The following is an 18,054-nucleotide window of genomic DNA, read 5'->3' as shown; positions in this document are numbered from 1 at the left end:
AGAATATACAGTCACACTAGTTCGTGCAGGGATTCACATCATCAGGAACCGGTGGTAGCTTTCCCGTGCCGGAATATCGGAGTCGGAAAAGCGGGTGGTCGATGAGCCGTGAATTCTCCCGTCGAGGTTTTCTCGGCAGCACCGGAATGACCGCCGCCGGCGTCTCCGCGGCTTCGCTGGGCCTGACCGCCGGCGCCGCCGGCCGTGCGGAGGCCGATCCGGTCGAGCTCCCGGAGGGGCGGACGGTCTTCCCCTCGGACTCCCGCTACGAGACGCTCAGCCAGGGCTTCAACCAGCGCTGGCGGAGCCGGCCGAACCACATCCGGCTGGTCGGCAACGAGGCCGACGCGGTGGCGGAGCTGCGGACGACGCTCGACCGCGGGCTGCGGCCGACGGTCCGCGGTGGCGGCCACTGCTACGAGGGATTCGTCGACAACGACAAGGGCGTCATCCTCGACCTCAGCACCCTGCGCGGGGTCCGCACGGGGACCGACAAGTTCGGCGCGGCCACCTACTGCGTCGAGGGCGGCGCCACCAACTGGGACGTCTACACCACCCTCTTCCGCACCTACGGCGTCACGATCCCGGCGGGTTCCTGCTACTCGGTCGGAGCCGGCGGTCACATCAGCGGAGGCGGGTACGGGCTGCTCTCCCGGCGCCACGGGCTGACGGTCGACCACCTGGTCCAGGTCGACGTGGTCACCGTCCGGGGTGGCCGGGTGGAGGTGACGACGGCCCACCGGGGTGATCCGGAGGGCTCGCCGGAGCGTGAGCTGTTCTGGGCGCACACCGGGGGCGGCGGCGGGAACTTCGGCATCGTCCTGCGCTACCACTTCGCCCACGCCCTGCCGAAGCCGCCGCCGCAGGTGTGGCTGAGCAGTGTCGCCTGGCCGTGGGACGCGTTGGTCCGGCGCCCGGAGGACTTCCGGACCCTGCTCGACAACTTCGGTGCCTTCTTCGCCCGTTACAGCGGCCGGAAGGAGACGGTGTACCAGGGACTGTTCTCCATCCTCCACCTCACCCACCGGTCGAACGGGAACGTCGTCCTGTTCAGCCAGTGGGACGAGGAGGATCCGGCGCCGTTGGACGAGTTCCTCGCGCTGGTGGAGTCCGGGATGAGGACCAGGTCGACCGTCCAGACCCGGAGCGCGGGGAGGCTCTACCTGCCCTACCCGGACAAGCGGCGCCGGCTGCCGTGGTTCCAGGCCACGATGACGGTCAACGGTTCCGGTGCCAACCAGCGCGGCAAGTACAAGTCGGCCTATCACCGGCGACCCTTCACCCCGGCGCAGATCGAGTCGTTCTGGACGTGGCTGACCAGGGAGGTCCCCGGTGTCGACCTGACGAACACGCTGGTCCAGATCGACTCCTACGGCTGCCGGGTGAACGACCGCGGGCCCACCGAGACCGCCGCACCCCAGCGCGACTCGGTCATGAAGCTCCAGTACCAGACGTACTGGACGGACCCGGCCGCGGACGCCGACCACCTGGCGTTCCTCCGCGGCCTCTACCGGGACGCGTACCGGGCGACCGGAGGCGTTCCCGAGATCGGTACCGACACCGACGGCGCCTACGTCAACTACCCGGACATCGACCTGGGCGTGGCCGGCGACGACCGGCCCGCCTACCAGCGCCTCTACTACAAGCAGAACTACAGCCGCTTGCAGAAGGCCAAGAAGACCTGGGATCCCAAGAACGTCTTCCACCACGCCCAGTCGATCACCCTGCCGTCCTGACCGAGCACGCAGAGGCGTGTCGACCATCCGGTAATCGGGTGATGCCGGTGGGGTGAGTGGAGCCGCGGCTCAGAGCGCCTGGGCGGTGCGCGGCCACGAGGTGCGGGGCCGCCGCGGACGCCGTCCGGGTCGAGGTGGCCGTGCGGGCCCACCGGGCGTCGGCCGGTCGGTCGTAGAGCTGCACCCGGTCACTGGGCGAACGCTGTGACGGGCGCCCCGGCGCGGTCGCAGGAGCTGCCCCCGTCATCCGGCTCCATCCGTGATGGGCCGGACGAGGCCCAGACGCAGGTTCCAGCGGTCCGCCCGCCCGGTCAGTTCGACGCCCGCCAACGGTGGCACGTCGAGCCGGCGGAAGGCGTGGTCCGGGATGCCGAGGGCGTGCACGGCGGCGGCCCGGACCACGTCCGGCTCGGCGATCACCAGCACCCGCCCGGCCAGCGCGGCCGCGGTGCCGTCGAGCCAGGCGCCGACCCGGGCGCACAACTGCCGCACCGACTCGCCGCCGTGCGGCGCGGCCGCCGGATCGGCCAGCCACTTCATCACGGCCGCCGGCTCCTCGGCCGCGACCTCGTCGAGGGTCCGCCCGCTCCATCGGCCCGTCGCGCAGCCGCGCAGCGCGGGCTCGTCCACGGCGTCGGGCAGGCCGAGGTTCTCGGCGGTGCGGCGGCAGCGGGCGGTGGGCGAGACGAACCGGTGGGCGGCCGCCGGCAGGCCCGGTGCGGCAGCGCGGGCGGCGCGTATCCCGGCGGCGTCGAGCGGATCGACCCCGTCCGCGGATCCTTCGCCGACGAACCGGGCCTGCCGCAGCTCGGGTCCGATCGCCGGTGCGACGAAGATCACCCGTACCGTCATGTCCTTCCCCCTTCGTACACCTGTCACCCTTGGGAGCCCCTCGGAGTACCGCGTTCCGCGCCCGCCCGCGGACAAATGCGCAGGTGACCGCGCGGCAACGATTCGGTGCACGCCCTTGGCGCCGCCGCCGCCCGGGCGCTACGGTCTGCTGCGACAACTGAAGACGACGGCGAGACGGAAGTCCGGTGGGAATCCGGCACGGTCGCGCCACTGTAAGCCGGAACCGGCCGCCTCACGCAACGGCGGGGTCCGGCAAGTCAGACCCGACCGCCGTCGTCAGAGCTCCACCGAACGGGACGCGTGTTTCCCCCAGGAGGTCCTGCCATGGCCCAGTCCGTACTCTCTCCCAGCCTGCCCGTGGGCGGTTCCGCCCCGGCCACGCTGCCGATCCGCGCCATCCTTCCCTGGGCGCTGTTCCTCGGCACCCTGATGCTGGTCCTGCTGTACTTCGTCGGTGCCGAACAGGGCGCCACCTCGGTCTTCTCCGGGGCCACCGTGCACGAGTGGGTGCACGACGGCCGCCACCTGCTCGGCTTCCCGTGCCACTGACCGGAGACCGAGCACCGATGAACAACTCCGCAACCGTCTCCTCCGGCACCGTCGGAAAGCTGCTGCTGCGCGGCCTGCTCGCGGGCCTGCTCGCCGGGCTGGTGGCCTTCCTCTTCGCCTACACCGTCGGCGAGGGCCCCGTCTCGGACGCCATCGCCCAGGAGCAGTCACAGTCCGCCCCGGCCGGGCACCACCACGGGAGCGAGGCCGAACCCGCCGCCGGCCATGAGGACTCCCACGAGGCCGCCGGCACCGCCGATTCCGGTGACGAGGAGGAGGAGCTGGTCAGCCGCGACCTGCAGTCCACGGCCGGCCTCGCCACCGGGGTGCTGGTGTACGGCGTCGCCGTCGGCGGCGTCGCGGCGCTGGCGTTCTGCTTCGCCCTCGGCCGGATCGGCCGGTTCGGCCCCCGGGCCACCGCCGCGCTGGTCGCGGGCGCCGCGTTCACCACGATCTACCTGGTGCCGTTCCTCAAGTACCCGGCGATGCCGCCGGCGGTCGGCAATCCGGACACCATCGGGAAGCGCACGGCGCTGTTCTTCCTGATGATCGCCCTCAGCGTGCTGATCGGCGTCGCCGCGGTGATCCTCGGCAAGCGCCTGGCCCCGCGTCTGGGCACGTGGAACGCCGTTGTCGCGGCCGGTCTCGGCTACGCCGTGGTGATGGCCGTGCTCGCCGTCGTCCTGCCGTCCAACGACGACGCGATCCCGGACGGCTTCCCGGCCGGGCTGATGTGGGACTTCCGGCTCGCCTCGATCGGTCTGCAGGTCGTGCTCTGGACCGGGTTCGCCCTGGTCTTCGGAGCCCTGGCACAGCGGGCCCTCACCCCCGCCGCGCCTGCCGAGGACCGTACGGCCGTCCCCGCTCCGGCGGTCTGACGGGCAGTTCCCCGCCGCGCACGACTCGACCCCGCCGAAGGCGCGCAGGCGGGGTCGAGTCGTGCGCGGCTGCGTTGCGGGGCCGCAGGCGCGACGCTCGCCCACGCCTTCGGGGGGCTCTGCGCGGGCGCGGCTCCGCTCCCGCGCCGGTGATCGCGATCAGCCGTGGTGGCCCGTCTGCTCCTTCCGGTGGCGGGGGAGCCGGTTGGACTCCACCGGTCGTCCGCCGGCGAGGTGCTCGGTGACGATGCGGTCTGCGACAGCCGGGTCGACCCCGCCGTACCAGACGTCGTCGGGCTGCACGCTGACGACGGGTGCCTGGTTGCACGGGAACTGGCATCCCGTCTGGGTCACGAGCACGTCGTCGTCGCCGAGACCCTGCTCGGTCAGCTTCTGCACCAGGGCGCGCAGGCCCTCCTCGGCACCCCGGGCCGCGCAGCGCGGGCCGCGGCACACCAGGACCTGGTGCCGGTGGCCGGTGACGTCCTCCCAGGCCGCGGACGTGAGGCCGGGCTCCTTGCCGGTGACGGCCTTCGTCGTCGCGGCCACCGCGGCGACCTCGTCGGGCGAAGCGGCGAGGCGGGTCGCCACGAGGAGTTCGGGGCGGTGGCCCGCGCGCTCGCGCCACCAGTGCGCGGCGATCCGCCGCAGCCAGGACTGGGCCGGGCCGGAGGCCGTGAGCCGGACGCCGATCACGACCACGGTCTCGGTGCCCGCGTCGGCCAGCCTGGTCAGCTCGGCCGACAGCGAGGGGTCGGCCTGCTGCAGGAACGCGATCGAGGCCCGGTGCGAGGCCGCTGTCCTGAGGAGTTCGTCACGGCGGACGGCTTCCGCGATCGACATGCCGACCAGGAGTACGGCGCCGCGGCGGGCGTTGGCTTCGGGGACCGGGGAGGTCATGGCGTCTTCCTCTCGTGGAGCAGTCCGTTCCACCGGATGTGCGGTCGGTCGTGCCGGGGGTGGCGTTCCACGGTGGCGTCGACGCCGTAGACGCGCGCGATCATGGGCGAGGTGAGCACCTCGGGACCGGTCCCGTGGGCGACCAGGCGGCCGTCGAGCAGGACGGCGGCCTCGTCGCAGTAGGCGGCGGCGAGTTCGAGGTCGTGCAGGGCCGCCACCGTGGTGATGCCCAGCCCCCGGACGGTTTCGAGGAAGCCGAGTTGGTGGCGCAGGTCGAGGTGGTTGGTGGGCTCGTCGAGCAGCAGCACGCCGGGCTCCTGCACCAGCGCCCGCGCGAGCTGGACCCGCTGCCGCTCGCCACCCGACAGCGTCGGCCAGGAGCGGTCGAGCAGATGGCCGACGTCGGCTGCGGCCACGGCGTCGGCGAACACGGCCCGCTCGTGGGCGTCGGCGGCTGTGTTCGCCGGCACGGGCCAGCGGCTGCGGTGCGGGGTGCGGCCGAGCTCGATGACCTGACGGACCGGCAGCGACAGCCGGGTGTCCGCCTGCTGCTCCAGGAAGGCCACCTGTCGGGCCCGTCGGCGGGCCGTGAGCGCGTGGAGGTCCTCGCCGTCCAGGAGGACCCGACCGGCGCTCGGACGGGTCAGTCCGGCGACCGCGCGCAGCAGGGTGGACTTCCCGGCGCCGTTGGGCCCGAGCAGGGCCGTGATCCGGCCGGGGCCGAACGTGAGCGACACCGCGTCCAGCAGGGTGGCTCCGCCGATGCGCACACGAAGTCCCTCCGCGCGCAGTTCGACGGGGTGCGTCACCGTCACCGCCCCCTCCCGTCGGCCCGGCCCTGGCGCCACAGCAGCCAGGCGAAGAAGGGTGCTCCGAGCCCGGCCGTGATGACGCCGACGGGAATCTCCCGGTCGGGGAGGACCGAGCGCGCCAGGATGTCGCTGCCCACCAGGAGTGACGCACCCGTCAGCGCCGACACGGGCAGCAGGACGGCGTGGCGCGGGCCGCAGACGAGACGGACCACATGCGGTACGACCAGGCCGAGGAACCCGATGACGCCGGTGTGGGCGACCAGGCACGCGGTCACCAGCGCAGCGACGGCGACGAGGACCCAGCGGGTCCGCTCGACGTGGACGCCGAGGGAGCGGGCGGCGGTCTCGCCGAAGGCGAAGGCGTCCAGGTCGCGGGCCGAGGATGCCAGGACCGTGACCCCGGCCAGCGCGACCGCGGTCAGGAAGACGGCGGTGGGCCACCGCACGCCGGCGACCGAGCCCAGCGTCCACTCCATGACACCGCGCGCCGCGTCGCGGTCCCCGAGGACCATTACGGCGAACGAGGTGTAGGCCCCGCACATCTGCCCGACGGCGATGCCGGCGAGCACGGTCCGGGTGGTCGGCAGCGTCCGGGTGCGCGCACCGGCCAGGGCCAGCACGACGACGGCCGCGAGCAGGGCGCCGGCGAACGCCGCCGTCGCCACCGCGCCCGTTCCCACGGCGCCGGACACGCCGACCCCGAGGACGATCACGGTGACCGCGCCGGCGGCGGCTCCGTCCGAGATCCCGAGCAGGAAGGGATCGGCCAGGTCGTTCCCGGTCAGCGTCTGCAGCACGGCACCGCAGACCGCGAGACCGGCGCCGGTGGCAGCCGCTCCCAGAACCCGGGGCAGCCGCAACTGCCAGACGATCTGGTCGTCCAGCAGCGTCACGTGCGGGTCGCCCAGCCCGAGACGGCGCACCACGACGTCGATCACCGTCCGGACCGGCTCGTGGTGCGAGCCCACGGCCAGACCGAGGAGCACGGTGGCCAGGAGCAGGGCTGCGGCGACGGCCAGGGCCGCCGCCGTGCGGCCCGGACCGGTGAGCCGCACGGCGGGAGGGGACGTGGCGGTCATGATCCCGGGTGCAGTCGGCCCAGTCCCGCCGACACCCGGGCGGCACCGTCGGCGAGCAGCACACCGGGGGTCGACTCGGAGAACGGCACCACCACGAAGGCCTTGCGCTGCACGGCGGTGAGCTTGCTCAGCACCGGGTCGCCCTGCAGATAGTCGATCTTGGACTGGGCCGTGTCCCAGTCGGCGTCCGCGAGCACGATGGCGTCCGGGTCCGCGGCGACGACCTTCTCCCAGCTCACGTTCTGCCAGGCACCGGGCAGGTCTGCGAAGACGTTGCGGGCCCCCACGGCGTCGAGCACCAGCTGAGGCCCGCCGTGGCCGGAGCCGACGAACGGTGCCTTGGTGTCCGAGTCGAACCACAGGACCTTCAGGCCCTTGCCCGCGGCCGTCGCCGTGAACTGGGCCAGCTGCTGCTCCTGCTGCCGCTGGATCGCGGCGGACCGTTCCGTGACACCGAAGACCCTGGCGACGTCGTTCAGTTCGCCCCACATCGCCTGCCAGGTCGGCGGCGGCACCTGGCTCTTGTCCGAGCAGCCGAACGGGGACAGGTACGACGGGATGCCCTGGCCGCCCAGCTCGTCCCGGGTGCCCGCGACCTTGTCGGTGAACGCGCTGGAGTAGGAGGCGTACAGGAAGTCGGGCCGCGCCGCGAGGAGCTTCTCCTTCGTCGGGTAGTCCTTGGAGAGCACCGGCACGGAGTCGTAGGCCGCCTTCCACTTCTCCGGGACGGCATTGTCGAGATAGGCGGTACCGGCCATGCGGGACTCCAGGCCGAGGGCCAGGGCCACCTCGGTCGCACCCTGATTGAGCGTCACCAGCCGCTCGGGCGGCGCGCCGACCGTCACGGTGGTCCCGCAGTTGTTCACGGTGACCGGCCCGGCACTGCCGGCCGTCGCACTGGGCGTGTCGGGTGCGGGGGCGCCCGCGCAGGCGCCGAGCACACCGGTGAACAGGAAGGCCGCGACCGCGCGGCCGACGCGTACCGGACCTGTGGGACCTACGGCACCTACGGGACGTGCGGAACGTATGGAACGGAACGGGTACGGCAGAGCGCTGGGCACGTGTTCTCCAAAACCCTCGTGGAACATGTCGCGCCGTGGCCGGTCTCCTGGCTTCCGCATCGACACGCCGCAGCCGACCTTCCCGGGTGGCTCTTCCAGCCGACCCAGTGGCCCTGACCGCTGGCAGAGCCGGTCAGCGAGGGCCGCGGCACTCCGCGGCAACAGTGGCGAGGGCCGCACCGGACTCAGACCGGTTTCCCGAACACCATGGCCACTGCAAGGTATCAGGCGTGGTCAGGTCGGTGTCGGTCGGTACCTGGGGCGATCGTTCGGATGGTTCGTCGGCGAGCGCGCCCGGGTGGCCGAGAACGGTCGGTCGGCGTCGCCGATCAGTTTCCGGGGCTCGTGGTCGGCGTCGGCCCCGGTGCCCGGGGCGCTGCCCTTCGTCTCCCACCCGGCCTTCCGGGCCGCGTCCGGGATCGGCCGGCGGCCACCTGGCGGGACCGCTCGAACATGATCCGGGGGCCGGTCGGCATCACCGCCCGGCCCCCGGATCACGAGGCACACCTCAGGGAACGCCTACCCGAGACCGGCCTTCCGGATGCCGTCCAGCCGCTCCGTGTCCTCGCCGAGGGCACGCAGGATGAGGTAGGCGGGCTCGCCGGCACCGGGCGTGCTCCCGGCGGCCAACTCCTCGTAGAAGAGCGGGATCCCGCGCCGCACCGCGTCGCAGCACTCCTCCTCGATGTCGGGGTGGCCGGCCGCCGAGGCGCTGAGGTCGGCTTCACCCTCCACGCACGCCATCAGCAGGTCGAGCACCCGGTAGCGGGCCGGCGCCGACAGCTGCTCGTGCTCCAGTGCCAGGAGGAGCATCGAGGCCATCGGCAGGGAGGCCTCGGAGAGGAAGCCCTGGGACTCGACGTCGCCCACCAGCCCGTGTCCCGACGCCTCCTCGGGCGTCCGCGCGGCCATGAGCCGTGCGAAGTCCTCCGGGACGTGGCGGGCTCCCCGACGACAGGAGCACGCGATGCGGCTCCAGTCGTGGCGGGCGGCCTCCTGCTGCCAGGGGGCCGCCGGCGCACCGGGTGCTGCGCCCGTCTCCGACCGGGAACCGAGCCGGTGGGAGCGTGCCAGCAGCGCGCCCGTCCGGACGTCCCAGAGGCCCGCCTCGCCGTCGCCGTCCACGGCGACGAGTTGCGTGCCGTCGGCGACGAAGCGCAGCGCGAGCACCCATCCGTTGAGGTCGGTCAGCCGGTGGACGACCTCGGCGGTCGAGGTGTCCCAGATCCTGACGATCCGTTCGGTCCCGCCCGTGGCGACCCGTGCGGCGCGTGGGTCGAGCGCGGCGGCGACGACCGTCCCCCGGTGGTCGTGGAGGAGGGACCACGTCCCGAAGGTCGTCGGATCCCACAGCTGGGCGGACGTTCCGCCGGCTGCCAGGATCGCCTCCGCCCGGGTGGCGAAGGCGACCGACTGCAGCCTCGGTCCGTCCTTGAACACCAGGCGCGGCGGCTCCGGTGAGTGGACGTCGCCGAGGAACATCCGGCCGCTCGCCGTGCCCGCGGCGAACCGCTCACCGTCCGGACGGGCGGTCAACGACGTGACCTGCTTCCCGAACTGCTCGGGCAGCTCCAGGTCGATCCGCCGCCCCGGCGCGCCCGCCGTGGTGTTCCACACCCTGACGGACCCGTTCTCGTCGCCGGACAGGACCAGCCCGCCGGGGCCGGGGGCGACGGCGGTGACGCGACACCCGTGGTCCGAGTGGAGCGGCACGTGCCCACCGTGCTGCGACCACGTGTGGACTCCGCCGGCCTCGTCACCGATCACCAGGAGGTGGGCCGACCGGTCGTCGTCGAACGCGACGGCGGTGGCGTGCGCGGGGGTCTCGACCGAGGCCACCACGGCCCCCGTCGCGCGGTGCCAGACGAGACACGGTCCGCGGTGGACGACCTCGGCCACCAACTCCCCGTCGGCGCTGAGGGCTATCAGCTCCGGTGAGGAGTTCAGTGAACTTCCGCTCATGCCGTGCTCCGATTCCAGGGTTGCCGTGCGGGCATCATAAGACTCACTCCAGGATCCTCGGGTTCTCCTGCCCCCATTTCGTGCCGGACGGGAATTGCCGGGGGTCGTAGTCCAGGATGCAGTCGTCGCAGATGGGGATGTTGCCGTCGATCGTCAGCGGGTTCAGGTTCGTCTTGCTCGCCGACATGGTGAACCGCACCTGCCGGTGGTCGCCGCCCAGGGCGTTCACCACGTTTCCTTCGGCGCAGTATCCGCACCCCGGGACCTTCGGCGTCCCGGAGGACGCGACCGCGATGGTGCCGCTTTCGGTGTTCACGCCGGCGCTCCAGGTACGCCGGACGGGCTGGTTGTGGTCGGCGGCCATGACCTCGTGGAGCATGTCCCGCGCCTTGGCGATCTGACTCTCGACCGTCCAGCCCTCCTCGGCGGCGACCGTCTTCACGACGGCCGGGTTCTTGATCTTGGTCTTGACGCCGCCCCGTGTAGTGGGCCCGCGTCCGCGCATCTCCGGGGATCCGCCCGACGTACCCTTGCCGGCCGAACCCCCGCCCGACGAACCTCCGCCGGCCGAGCCCTTGCCGGAGCCGGATCCGCCCTTGGGAGTGCTGGTGCCGGTGCCCGGGCTGTCGGGGGTCGTGGGCTTGACCGGGTGGGCGGGGGCGGGGTTGGCGGGGGTGGGGGTGGGGAGGTCGTCGGCGAGCTTCGTTCCCGAGCGCCACTTCATCAGGGTCCGGACGCCCTTGGAGACTCCCTTGAGGAGGCCCTTGACGCTGGTGGCGATCCCGACGTAGTCACCGGTGGTGCGGCCGGCCTGGTACGCGCTGGAGTTGGTGTCGATGTTGAAGAGGGTCGCGGTCGGCGAGTCGTTGGTGTACTTCTCGTGCTGGTACACCGTGCAGCCGAACGGATTGGCGATGCAGCTCATGTTGCGGGCGCCGTCGTAGATGTTCAGCGCGCCGTTGACCCCGGCGGTCCAGAAGTCGCCGACGTAGGAGTCGACGACGCCGCCGGCGTAGCTTCCGGCCTGGTTGGCCGCGGCCTTGGGGTCGTCCATGACCTTGTTGACGAAGTTCTTGACGCTGCTGAGCCAGCTGAACCCCGTCGGGTCGCTGCCCGAGGTGGGGTTGTCGGCGCCGTAGGTGTAGCCGCCCATCTGGTTGGGGTCGCCGGCCTGGAAGAGCGGGTCGACGGAGAGGAAGCGGCCGAGGACCGGGTCGTAGGCGCGGACGCCGAGCAGGTTCAGGCCGCTGGTGGCGTCGGCGGGCCGGCCGAGGTAGCCGAGGTTGTCGGCCCACGTGGTGGGCACGGGACCACGGGGGTTGCCGTAGGGGTCGAAGGCGCGCCGGGTGACGGTGCGTGTGGTGCCGTCGACCTGGAGGCTCGCGGTGCCCTGCGGGTTGGTCGGCTGGAAGGTCAGTCCGCCGTTGCCGGTGCGGATGATGACGGTGCCGTCGGGGTTGGAGTAGTAGCGCTTGCCGGTGACGGTGGTACCGGTCTTGTCGAGGATCAGCTGCTCGGTCCCGCCGAACAGGTAGAGGACGGTGCCGTCGGGTCCGCGCTGGATGAGCAGGTTGCCGCCGGCGTCGTACAGGTAGCCGGAGGTCCGGGTGGTCCCGCCGCTCGGGGTGGTGACGGTGGCGGTGAGGCCCTCGGCGTTGTAGGTGAAGGACTGGGTGGCGCCGGTCGGCGGCGTGCCGCCGGCCGAGAGCCACCTCTGGTTGGTGCCCTGGTTGCAGTCCCACAGGCCGACGCGGGTGCCCGGGGTCGTGTTCCCGTGGGGCACGTCGAGGCACTGCCCGGAGGCGACGTTGACCAGCGAGTCGTTCGGGCCGGACCGCCATTCCTGGGCGGCGCTGCCGTCACAGGTCCACAGCTCCACCTGCCGGCCGCGCTCGGCGACGCCGCCGACCGGGCGGATGCACTTGCCGCCGGTCCTCAGCCTGCCGTCGGTCTCCAGGGTCCACTGCTGGGAGGTGTTCCCGTTGCAGGTGAAGGAGAGGATGGCGGTGCCGTCCGCGGTCCAGGCGTGGTCGTCGTCCAGGCACAGCGGGGTGGCCGAGCCGGTGGCGATGCCGGAGGCGATCGATCCGGCACTGGTGGCGGACCGGGAGACGGTGCCGCCGGCGGTGTCGTACTGCGGGGTGAGCGTGGCGGTGTAGGACGGCCCGGTGGGCGCGTTCGTCGTCGCGGGCCACTGCTGGTTGACGTTCTGGTTGCAGGACCAGAGCGTCACCGGGGTGCCCGGGTTGGCGTTTGCCCAGGGCACGTCGGCGCAGAGCCCGGTGGCGGTGTGGACGAGGGCGCCGTTCGCACCCTCCTGCCACCTCTGCCCGGTGGTGCCGTCGCACGCCCACAGTTCGAGCGCCACGCCGGGGTCGGTAGCGCCGTTGGCCGGACGCAGGCACTTGCCGAGCGAGCGCACGGTGCCGTCGGCGGCCTTGGTCCACCGCTGGCCGCCGCCCTCGTTGCAGGTGAACGACAGGATGGCGGTGCCGTTGGCGGTCCGGTTGCCCTCGACGTCGAGGCAGAGCGCCGTCCCGCCGGTCGGGATGGCCGAGACCAGCTTGCTGGTCGCGGGCCCGGTGGAGGTGGTGACCGCGGTGACCGTGTTGGGCTTGGCGGCGGGGGTGCGGCCCTCGCCGGGGTAGCTGCTGGACTGGATGACGTCCCGGGAGGTGTCCCCGGTGACGTCGCGCCGGACGTGCCGGGTCCGGTCGCCGAGCGTGTTGTACTCCCAGCTCTGCCAGTAGGGGGCGGGGCCGCCGATGCTGGCCGGGCCGGGGTTGTCGTTGTTGCAGCGGGAGGTCTGGCCGGCCCCCGCGGCGGTGACGCCCCAGGTGTCCGTCCAGGCCTCGACGAGCCGGCTCAGGCCGTCGTAGCGGAAGCACTGCACGTCCCAGGTCCGGTCCGCCCCGCCGGAGGACTGCAGTTCGGAGACGTTGGTGACGTTGCCGGCCTGGTCGTACCCGAAGGTGCTGTCGGAAAGGGGGTTGGCCGAGGACTCCTGGAGCGCGACCCGGTGGTTGACCAGCCGCCCGGTGGCGTCGTCGTAGATCTGCGAGGTGCGCAGCAGCTCGCCGCCCGTGCCGTAGGTCGAGCGGAGCAGCTGGCCGCGCTCGTTGTAGTTCGCCCGGGCCAGCAGCGACTGGTTGGTGTCGGTGCCGCTCTGGAGGAGCAGGCCCTGGAGGTTGTAGCCGTAGCCCACGCTCTCGGCCGGCAGGCCCGCTTCCCCGTTGTACGTGTTGCTTGCGAGCAGACCGACGTTGGCGGTGTAGGTGGAGCCGATGGTGTAGTCGCCCGCGAGCTTGCCCTCGGAGGCGGGGATCGTGGTGGTCGAACCGGTCGGCTGGTAGGCGGTGTTGTACCCGTTGACCTTCTGGACGTACTTGTCGCCGGCCGCTCCGCCGACGTAGCGGGTGGCGGAGGTGACGTAGCCCTTCTCCAACGAGTCGTACTCGACCGTGGTCAGGAGTTTGGAGGCGTCCGTCGTACTGGTGCCGCTGTACTTGGCGGTCTGCCGGCCGAAGGTGTCGTAGACGAAGGACAGGGACTCGCCGCGCCCGTCGGTGACGGTCGCCGGCCGGCCCAGGTCGTCGTAGACGGTGGTGGCCGTGCCGCTGTCGGGGTCGGTCTTCGAGGTCAGCTGGCCGCGGAGGTTGTACTCGTACGACCAGGTGTTGCCGACGTTGTCCTTGACGGTGGAGATCTGGCCGCCGGGCTTGTAGGTGTAGCCGGTGGTGACGTCACCGATCGTGCCCCCGGCGTGGATCACCGAGGACGTGGTCTGCCCGAGGGCGTCGGTGTGGACGGTGCTGGGCGAGGCGCCCTGCGGCGGCGTCCGGTCGGTCCGGTCCGCGCCGCGGTACGCGGTGGTGGACTCCCACAGCAGCCGCCCCTTGGTGTGCTGCTGCTGCGCGACCGGGCGTCCGAGGCCGTCGTAGACGGTGATGTACTCGGCCGGAAGGGTGTTCTCGACCTCCTGGAACGGCGTGGAACCCGGCGCGGTGTTCGGGTCCGACCAGGTCGGGATGCTGATGACCGGCCAGCCGTGGCTGTCGTACCGGGTCGAGGAGACCAGACGGCCGAGACTGTCGTCGACCGGGGTGCTCTGGCTCTGCCGGGGACGCAGGAGCCCGTCGTAGATGGTGACGGAGACGTCGTAGGTCTCGTTCTCCCGCAGCGTCCGGGTCGTGACGCTGGATGCGGCAGGCTTGATCCCGGTGCCGTGGATCGCGTACTCGAACGTGCGGTCGGGGCTCTTGCCGTCGTCCTTCTTGCGGCCGGGCAGCCAGACCCGGGTGAGGCGGCCGAGCGCGTCGTAGGCGGAGTCGGTGATCCGGTGGTTGACGTCGACGGCCCGGGTGATCAGCCCGCGGGACGGGGAGACGGTGCTCGTCGCCGTCCAGTTCTGCGGGTTGGTCGTCGACACCTCGGTCGGCAGGATGCCGGTGGCCGGGGTGTAGCTGGTGGTGGTGAGGTTTCCGGCGGTGTCCCGGTGACCGACCACCCGGCCGTACCCGTCGACGCTCTCGGTTGAGAGGGTCTGGAAGACCGGCCGCCCGGCTCCGTCGTAGGACTTGACCGACTGGGTGGCGGTGACCATGCCCAGCGTGGTGCCGTTCTGCCCGAGGCGGCCGTACTCGCCCGGGTCGTTGATGTCGCCGCCGCCGTCGTAGACGAAGCGCTTGTGGCTGAGCGTGTTGGCGCTGGTGGCGGTGGCGCACGGTCCGGAGACGCTGACGCTCTCGCTCGGGGCGAGGATCAACGCCGGGTTGGCCGCGGGGGCCGGTGCGTAGGTGGTGGTGGCGCAGGTCTCGTGGGCGGGGACGCTGACGTCACCCTTGTCGTTGACCTTCCAGGGGCGGCCGAGGTCGTCGAACTCGGTGGTGCTCCGGGTGGTCCGCCAGGTCACGCCGTCGGACAGCAGCGACAGGTTGCGGCCGCCGGTGGTCTTCACCTTGCGGGCGACCAGGTCGGGCAGGGTGGACAGCGGGGGAGGGGTCTCCCCGGGAGCGGGCTTCCTGGAGGTCCAGGCGGTGCGGCTGCGGTTCGCGGTCGGCACCGTGGTGGGGGCGTCCGGGAGCGACTTGGCGATCACCGTCCCGTCGGCGCCGGTGTAGGTGGAGGTCTCCAGCGGCATGCCCGCGAGCCAGGGGCTGTCGGGTATTCGCTCGCCGAGCGAGTTCCTGATGTCGGCCGGCGGCCGGGTGGCGGTGACGGAGGTGTAGTCGCCGTCCATGCCCGGCAGGTAGGCGGTGACGCTCTTGGTGACCGGGTCGGGCGCGGCGCCGGACGTGGTGGTCACCGTGCGGAAGCCCCGGAAGTCGTTCCAGGTGCGGTACCGGTCGTCCGTCAGGTCCGAGTCGTCCCGGTGCCAGGCGGCGGGGCCGTAGGCGTACTGGACGACCTGGGGCAGGGAGCCGGCGTTGGTGATGTCGTTGACGGTGACCTTGGAGACCAGGGTCTTGTGGAACCAGTCCGCCGTGGGCTCGGAGGAGCCGGGGGTGTTCCAGTGGACCGGGTAGCACGCCTTGGTGTTGTCGGCGGCCGAGGCCGGCATGGTGCCGTTGACCCGCGAGCACTCGGGGTCGCGGTAGGTGACCGTGATGTACGCGCCGCTCTCGGTCCGGACGGCGACGATCCGCGGCCGGTAGAGTGCGGGCGCGGCCGGGGAGGGGCCGTCGACGCGGTTGTCGAACTCCTTGCCGGTGAAGACCACCGGGTCCAGGGGGGCCTCGCCGCTGCCGCCCGCGGTGGTGTCCAGACCGGTGTGCCTGACCTCGGAGAACCACATCACGGACTGCACGGCACCGGCGTTCTTCGGGTCGCCGGAGGCACCGGTGACCGGGTCGATGCTGCCGCCCGCGTCGGAGAACAGGTGCTTCAGCTCGTACCGGTCGACGCCGCGCCAGCCGGCGGCGGTCCGGACCTCGGTGGTGATCTTCGCGAGGCGCTTGGTCGACCAGAACGTCGGCGAGCCGATCTTGCAGACGTTGGCGCCGGTGCCGCTGGTCGTCCAGTTCGACTGGCAGGCCAGGTCGTACGGCACGTCCGGCCAGTTGGTGGCGGTGCCGGTGCTGAGGTTCTCGGGCCGGCAGGTGGTGTCGGAGACGACGCACCGCTCGGCGGTGTCGAAGACCGCCCGGGCCGAGGGCTCGCGGCCGGCCTTGGCGTCGTCGAGCTTGTAGCCGTAGGAGATCCTGGTCAGGTACCCGCCGCGGGTGTACGGCGTCAGCTCGCCGGTGCCCCCGCCGTGGAGGGCCTGGCCGTAGCCCCGGTTGTAGTGGTTGGTCTCGGTGGCCCAGTCGAACCGCTGCAGGTTGCCGTTCGGGTCGACGACGAAGTCGAGGTTGAAGCGGTAGCCGACCTGGTTGGGGCCGCACAGCGAGTTCTTGCCCTTGGCGGCGGTGTAGCAGGGGTCGCCGCTGTTGGGGTGGTAGACGGGCGCGCCCCAGGCGCTGTTGGTGGCGCTGTCGGCCGTGGTGCCGGGCGCGTGGTTGAGACCGAAGTAGTAGGCGGTCCCGTCGGGCGTGGTGACCTTGAAGTACTCGCCCTGCCACAGGCCGTTGGACGCGTCGGTGAGGCGTTCCACCTTGGTGCCGTCGTCGCTCTGCAGGTGGTACACGCCGTTGGCGTCGCGGACCAGTTCGCCGCTGCGCGAGCCGAGCGACAGGGTGGCGTTCCACCCGGCCCAGCACTGGTCGGAGGAGTCCTCCACGCCGGCGTTGCGGCACGCCTTGTACGAGCGCTCGATGTAGCCGGGGCTGAACGACCAGCCGTCGCCGATCCAGGAGGCCTGGGAGTTGCGGGCGGAGGTGTGTCCGTCGACGGCCTGCGAGTTGTACGACAGACCGACGGAGGGAACGGGACCGGCCAGCGACGGGGGCATGGCGACCGGGTAGCCGTAGGTGAACGCTCCGGACCCGGTCTGGGCCCAGGACCCCGAGGACGACAGGGAGGTCGCGTTGTACGAGCCCTGCGAGCCCTCCGTGCCGGAGACGGCCGCCAGCACCACGGGGGAGGAGGCCGGGCCGGCCTGGTCCGAGGACGGCGCCGCGAACGCGGTCGTGTTGCGGGCGGCGGAACCGGTCCCGGATTCGGCGGCCGGCAGGGTCACCGTCGCGCTGATCCTCCGGGCGGCCGGGTCGTTGGTGTGCTCGACCGGGGCCTGGACACGGCAGGCGTCGACCTGGGGCGTCGTCAGGGCACAGGCCGGAAGGGCCACCAGGCGCAGCCGGGACGACCAGCCGCCGCCGTAGGCCTGGGCGATCGAAGCGTAGTCCAGGCTCACCGAGACGTCGCCCGCTTCGCTGCGGCCGTCGCTCCGGGCCAGGCCGACCAGCAGGCCGTCGACGCCGGCCGCCTGGGTCTTCGCCCGATCGGCGACCCTGACGTCGACCGAGGACGGCGTACCTGCGGCGCCGTCCGTACGGTCCGTACCGGTTGCGCCGGCCTGCGCCTCGGCCGCGGTGTTCGGCCGCTCACCGGCCGGGGCCGGGGCCGGGCCGACGAGGACCGGAGTGGAGCCGGCCCGCACCTTGTCCCCGGCATCGGCGGAGCGCGGCGGGGCCGGCCGCGTGCCCGCCGGACCGGCGGCACCGAGCCGGACCGTGGCCGAGGCTTCGACCGGCCACTGCGCCGGGGACGGCTTGTAGGCCGTCAGGTCCCGGGCGCCCGGCTGGGCGGGAAGCGCCGGACGGCCGGGCCCGTCCGCGTTGCTGCCCGACACCCGGGGCAGCGGGGGCAGCGGTTTCTCCGGTTGCCCGGGATTGTCGTTGCGGTAACCGCCGACGATTTCGACGCCTTCGGCGCCCGCCATCGGCGCCAGAAGGGACATCGCCACGGTCAGGGCGGCCACCGGGGCCACCCTGCTTCGTCGGCGACCCCCACCGGCGGCGGAGACGAACCGGCGCAATCTAGTGCGCACTAACCATACCCCCCACTTGAGAACAGTTCCTGGACGAGTAAAGACAATTGACGACCCGTTGCACCACAGGATTGCGGCGCGGGAACCGTATTGCCAGACGTGCGAACCGCGCAATACCCTTCGCGAGGCCCACCTGACCAGGTGGTTCGACGCCGTCGGTGAAAGGGGGAGCTCCACCGATGTCAAGTCCCTGTTCGCCTGACGGTCACCGTGCGACCTTGTTCGCGCAGGGTTCTGATGCTGATTCAGCTCATTGAAAGGGATAACCCGTGGGGAAACCCATCCGATTCTGCCGAAT

The 18,054-nt window shown here is 72.1% G+C and carries 10 protein-coding genes and 2 riboswitches; of the genes, 3 read left to right on the top strand and 7 right to left on the bottom strand.

Annotated features, from left to right (window positions below; genetic code table 11):
• Positions 1–146 precede the first annotated feature (146 nt).
• A complete protein-coding gene (locus tag ACFWIC_RS09905) occupies positions 147–1,736 on the top strand; it encodes an FAD-binding oxidoreductase (protein WP_380517437.1) in 1,590 nt (529 codons plus the stop codon).
• Positions 1,737–1,979: 243 nt separating this feature from the next.
• Here ACFWIC_RS09905 and ACFWIC_RS09900 read toward each other — a convergent pair whose 3' ends face one another.
• Positions 1,980–2,588 carry a histidine phosphatase family protein gene (locus ACFWIC_RS09900; RefSeq protein ID WP_380357598.1) on the bottom strand — a complete coding sequence of 203 codons (609 nt, stop codon included), beginning with the start codon at positions 2,586–2,588 and terminating at the stop codon, positions 1,980–1,982.
• A gap of 176 nt (positions 2,589–2,764) precedes the next feature.
• Positions 2,765–2,851, top strand: a riboswitch (cobalamin riboswitch).
• 61 nt (positions 2,852–2,912) lie between these two features.
• On the opposite strand from ACFWIC_RS09900, the gene ACFWIC_RS09895 reads away from it, so the two are divergent.
• Both ACFWIC_RS09895 and ACFWIC_RS09890 read left to right on the top strand, forming a co-directional pair.
• Positions 2,913–3,137, top strand: coding sequence for a CbtB-domain containing protein (locus tag ACFWIC_RS09895; RefSeq protein ID WP_329875685.1), 225 nt, complete (start codon positions 2,913–2,915; stop codon positions 3,135–3,137).
• Positions 3,138–3,154: 17 nt separating this feature from the next.
• Entirely contained in the window at positions 3,155–4,015 is an 861-nt protein-coding gene (locus tag ACFWIC_RS09890) for a CbtA family protein (protein WP_355400393.1), read from the top strand.
• A 159-nt stretch (positions 4,016–4,174) separates the two neighbouring features.
• On the opposite strand, the gene ACFWIC_RS09885 is transcribed toward ACFWIC_RS09890, so the two are convergent.
• The 6 genes from ACFWIC_RS09885 to ACFWIC_RS09860 form a co-directional block, all read right to left on the bottom strand.
• The gene (locus tag ACFWIC_RS09885; RefSeq protein ID WP_380517433.1) at positions 4,175–4,915 is read right to left on the bottom strand and encodes a ferredoxin; all 741 of its coding nucleotides are present in this window, start codon (positions 4,913–4,915) and stop codon (positions 4,175–4,177) included.
• Entirely contained in the window at positions 4,912–5,730 is an 819-nt protein-coding gene (locus tag ACFWIC_RS09880; protein ID WP_380357606.1) for an ABC transporter ATP-binding protein, read from the bottom strand. The genes ACFWIC_RS09885 and ACFWIC_RS09880 overlap by 4 nt, the downstream gene beginning before the upstream one ends.
• Positions 5,727–6,806 carry a FecCD family ABC transporter permease gene (locus ACFWIC_RS09875; protein ID WP_380357609.1) on the bottom strand — a complete coding sequence of 360 codons (1,080 nt, stop codon included), beginning with the start codon at positions 6,804–6,806 and terminating at the stop codon, positions 5,727–5,729. The genes ACFWIC_RS09880 and ACFWIC_RS09875 overlap by 4 nt, the downstream gene beginning before the upstream one ends.
• Positions 6,803–7,867, bottom strand: a complete 1,065-nt coding sequence (locus tag ACFWIC_RS09870) for an ABC transporter substrate-binding protein (RefSeq protein WP_380517428.1) — start codon at positions 7,865–7,867, stop codon at positions 6,803–6,805. The genes ACFWIC_RS09875 and ACFWIC_RS09870 overlap by 4 nt, the downstream gene beginning before the upstream one ends.
• 19 nt (positions 7,868–7,886) lie before the next feature.
• Positions 7,887–8,092: riboswitch (cobalamin riboswitch) on the bottom strand.
• A 294-nt stretch (positions 8,093–8,386) separates the two neighbouring features.
• Positions 8,387–9,829: a WD40 repeat domain-containing protein gene (locus tag ACFWIC_RS09865; RefSeq protein ID WP_380517425.1), complete on the bottom strand. Its 1,443-nt coding sequence runs from the start codon at positions 9,827–9,829 to the stop codon at positions 8,387–8,389.
• A gap of 43 nt (positions 9,830–9,872) precedes the next feature.
• The gene (locus ACFWIC_RS09860) at positions 9,873–17,687 is read right to left on the bottom strand and encodes a ricin-type beta-trefoil lectin domain protein (RefSeq protein ID WP_380517422.1); all 7,815 of its coding nucleotides are present in this window, start codon (positions 17,685–17,687) and stop codon (positions 9,873–9,875) included.
• Positions 17,688–18,054: the final 367 nt, after the last annotated feature.

Source organism: Kitasatospora sp. NPDC127035 (assembly GCF_042726075.1).
In the GTDB taxonomy this organism is placed as follows: Bacteria; Actinomycetota; Actinomycetes; order Streptomycetales; family Streptomycetaceae; genus Kitasatospora.
Note: the sequence above shows the minus strand (reverse complement) of the source record. Positions and strands in the feature narration are given on the sequence as shown.

Excerpts from the sequence above, each read along its gene's own strand:
- ACFWIC_RS09905 (WP_380517437.1), top strand. The coding sequence starts at position 147 with ATGACCGCCGCCGGCGTCTCCGCGGCTTCGCTGGGCCTGACCGCCGGC.
- ACFWIC_RS09900 (WP_380357598.1), bottom strand. The coding sequence starts at position 2,588 with ATGACGGTACGGGTGATCTTCGTCGCACCGGCGATCGGACCCGAGCTG.
- ACFWIC_RS09895 (WP_329875685.1), top strand. The coding sequence starts at position 2,913 with ATGGCCCAGTCCGTACTCTCTCCCAGCCTGCCCGTGGGCGGTTCCGCC.
- ACFWIC_RS09890 (WP_355400393.1), top strand. The coding sequence starts at position 3,155 with ATGAACAACTCCGCAACCGTCTCCTCCGGCACCGTCGGAAAGCTGCTG.
- ACFWIC_RS09885 (WP_380517433.1), bottom strand. The coding sequence starts at position 4,915 with ATGACCTCCCCGGTCCCCGAAGCCAACGCCCGCCGCGGCGCCGTACTC.
- ACFWIC_RS09875 (WP_380357609.1), bottom strand. The coding sequence starts at position 6,806 with ATGACCGCCACGTCCCCTCCCGCCGTGCGGCTCACCGGTCCGGGCCGC.
- ACFWIC_RS09865 (WP_380517425.1), bottom strand. The coding sequence starts at position 9,829 with ATGAGCGGAAGTTCACTGAACTCCTCACCGGAGCTGATAGCCCTCAGC.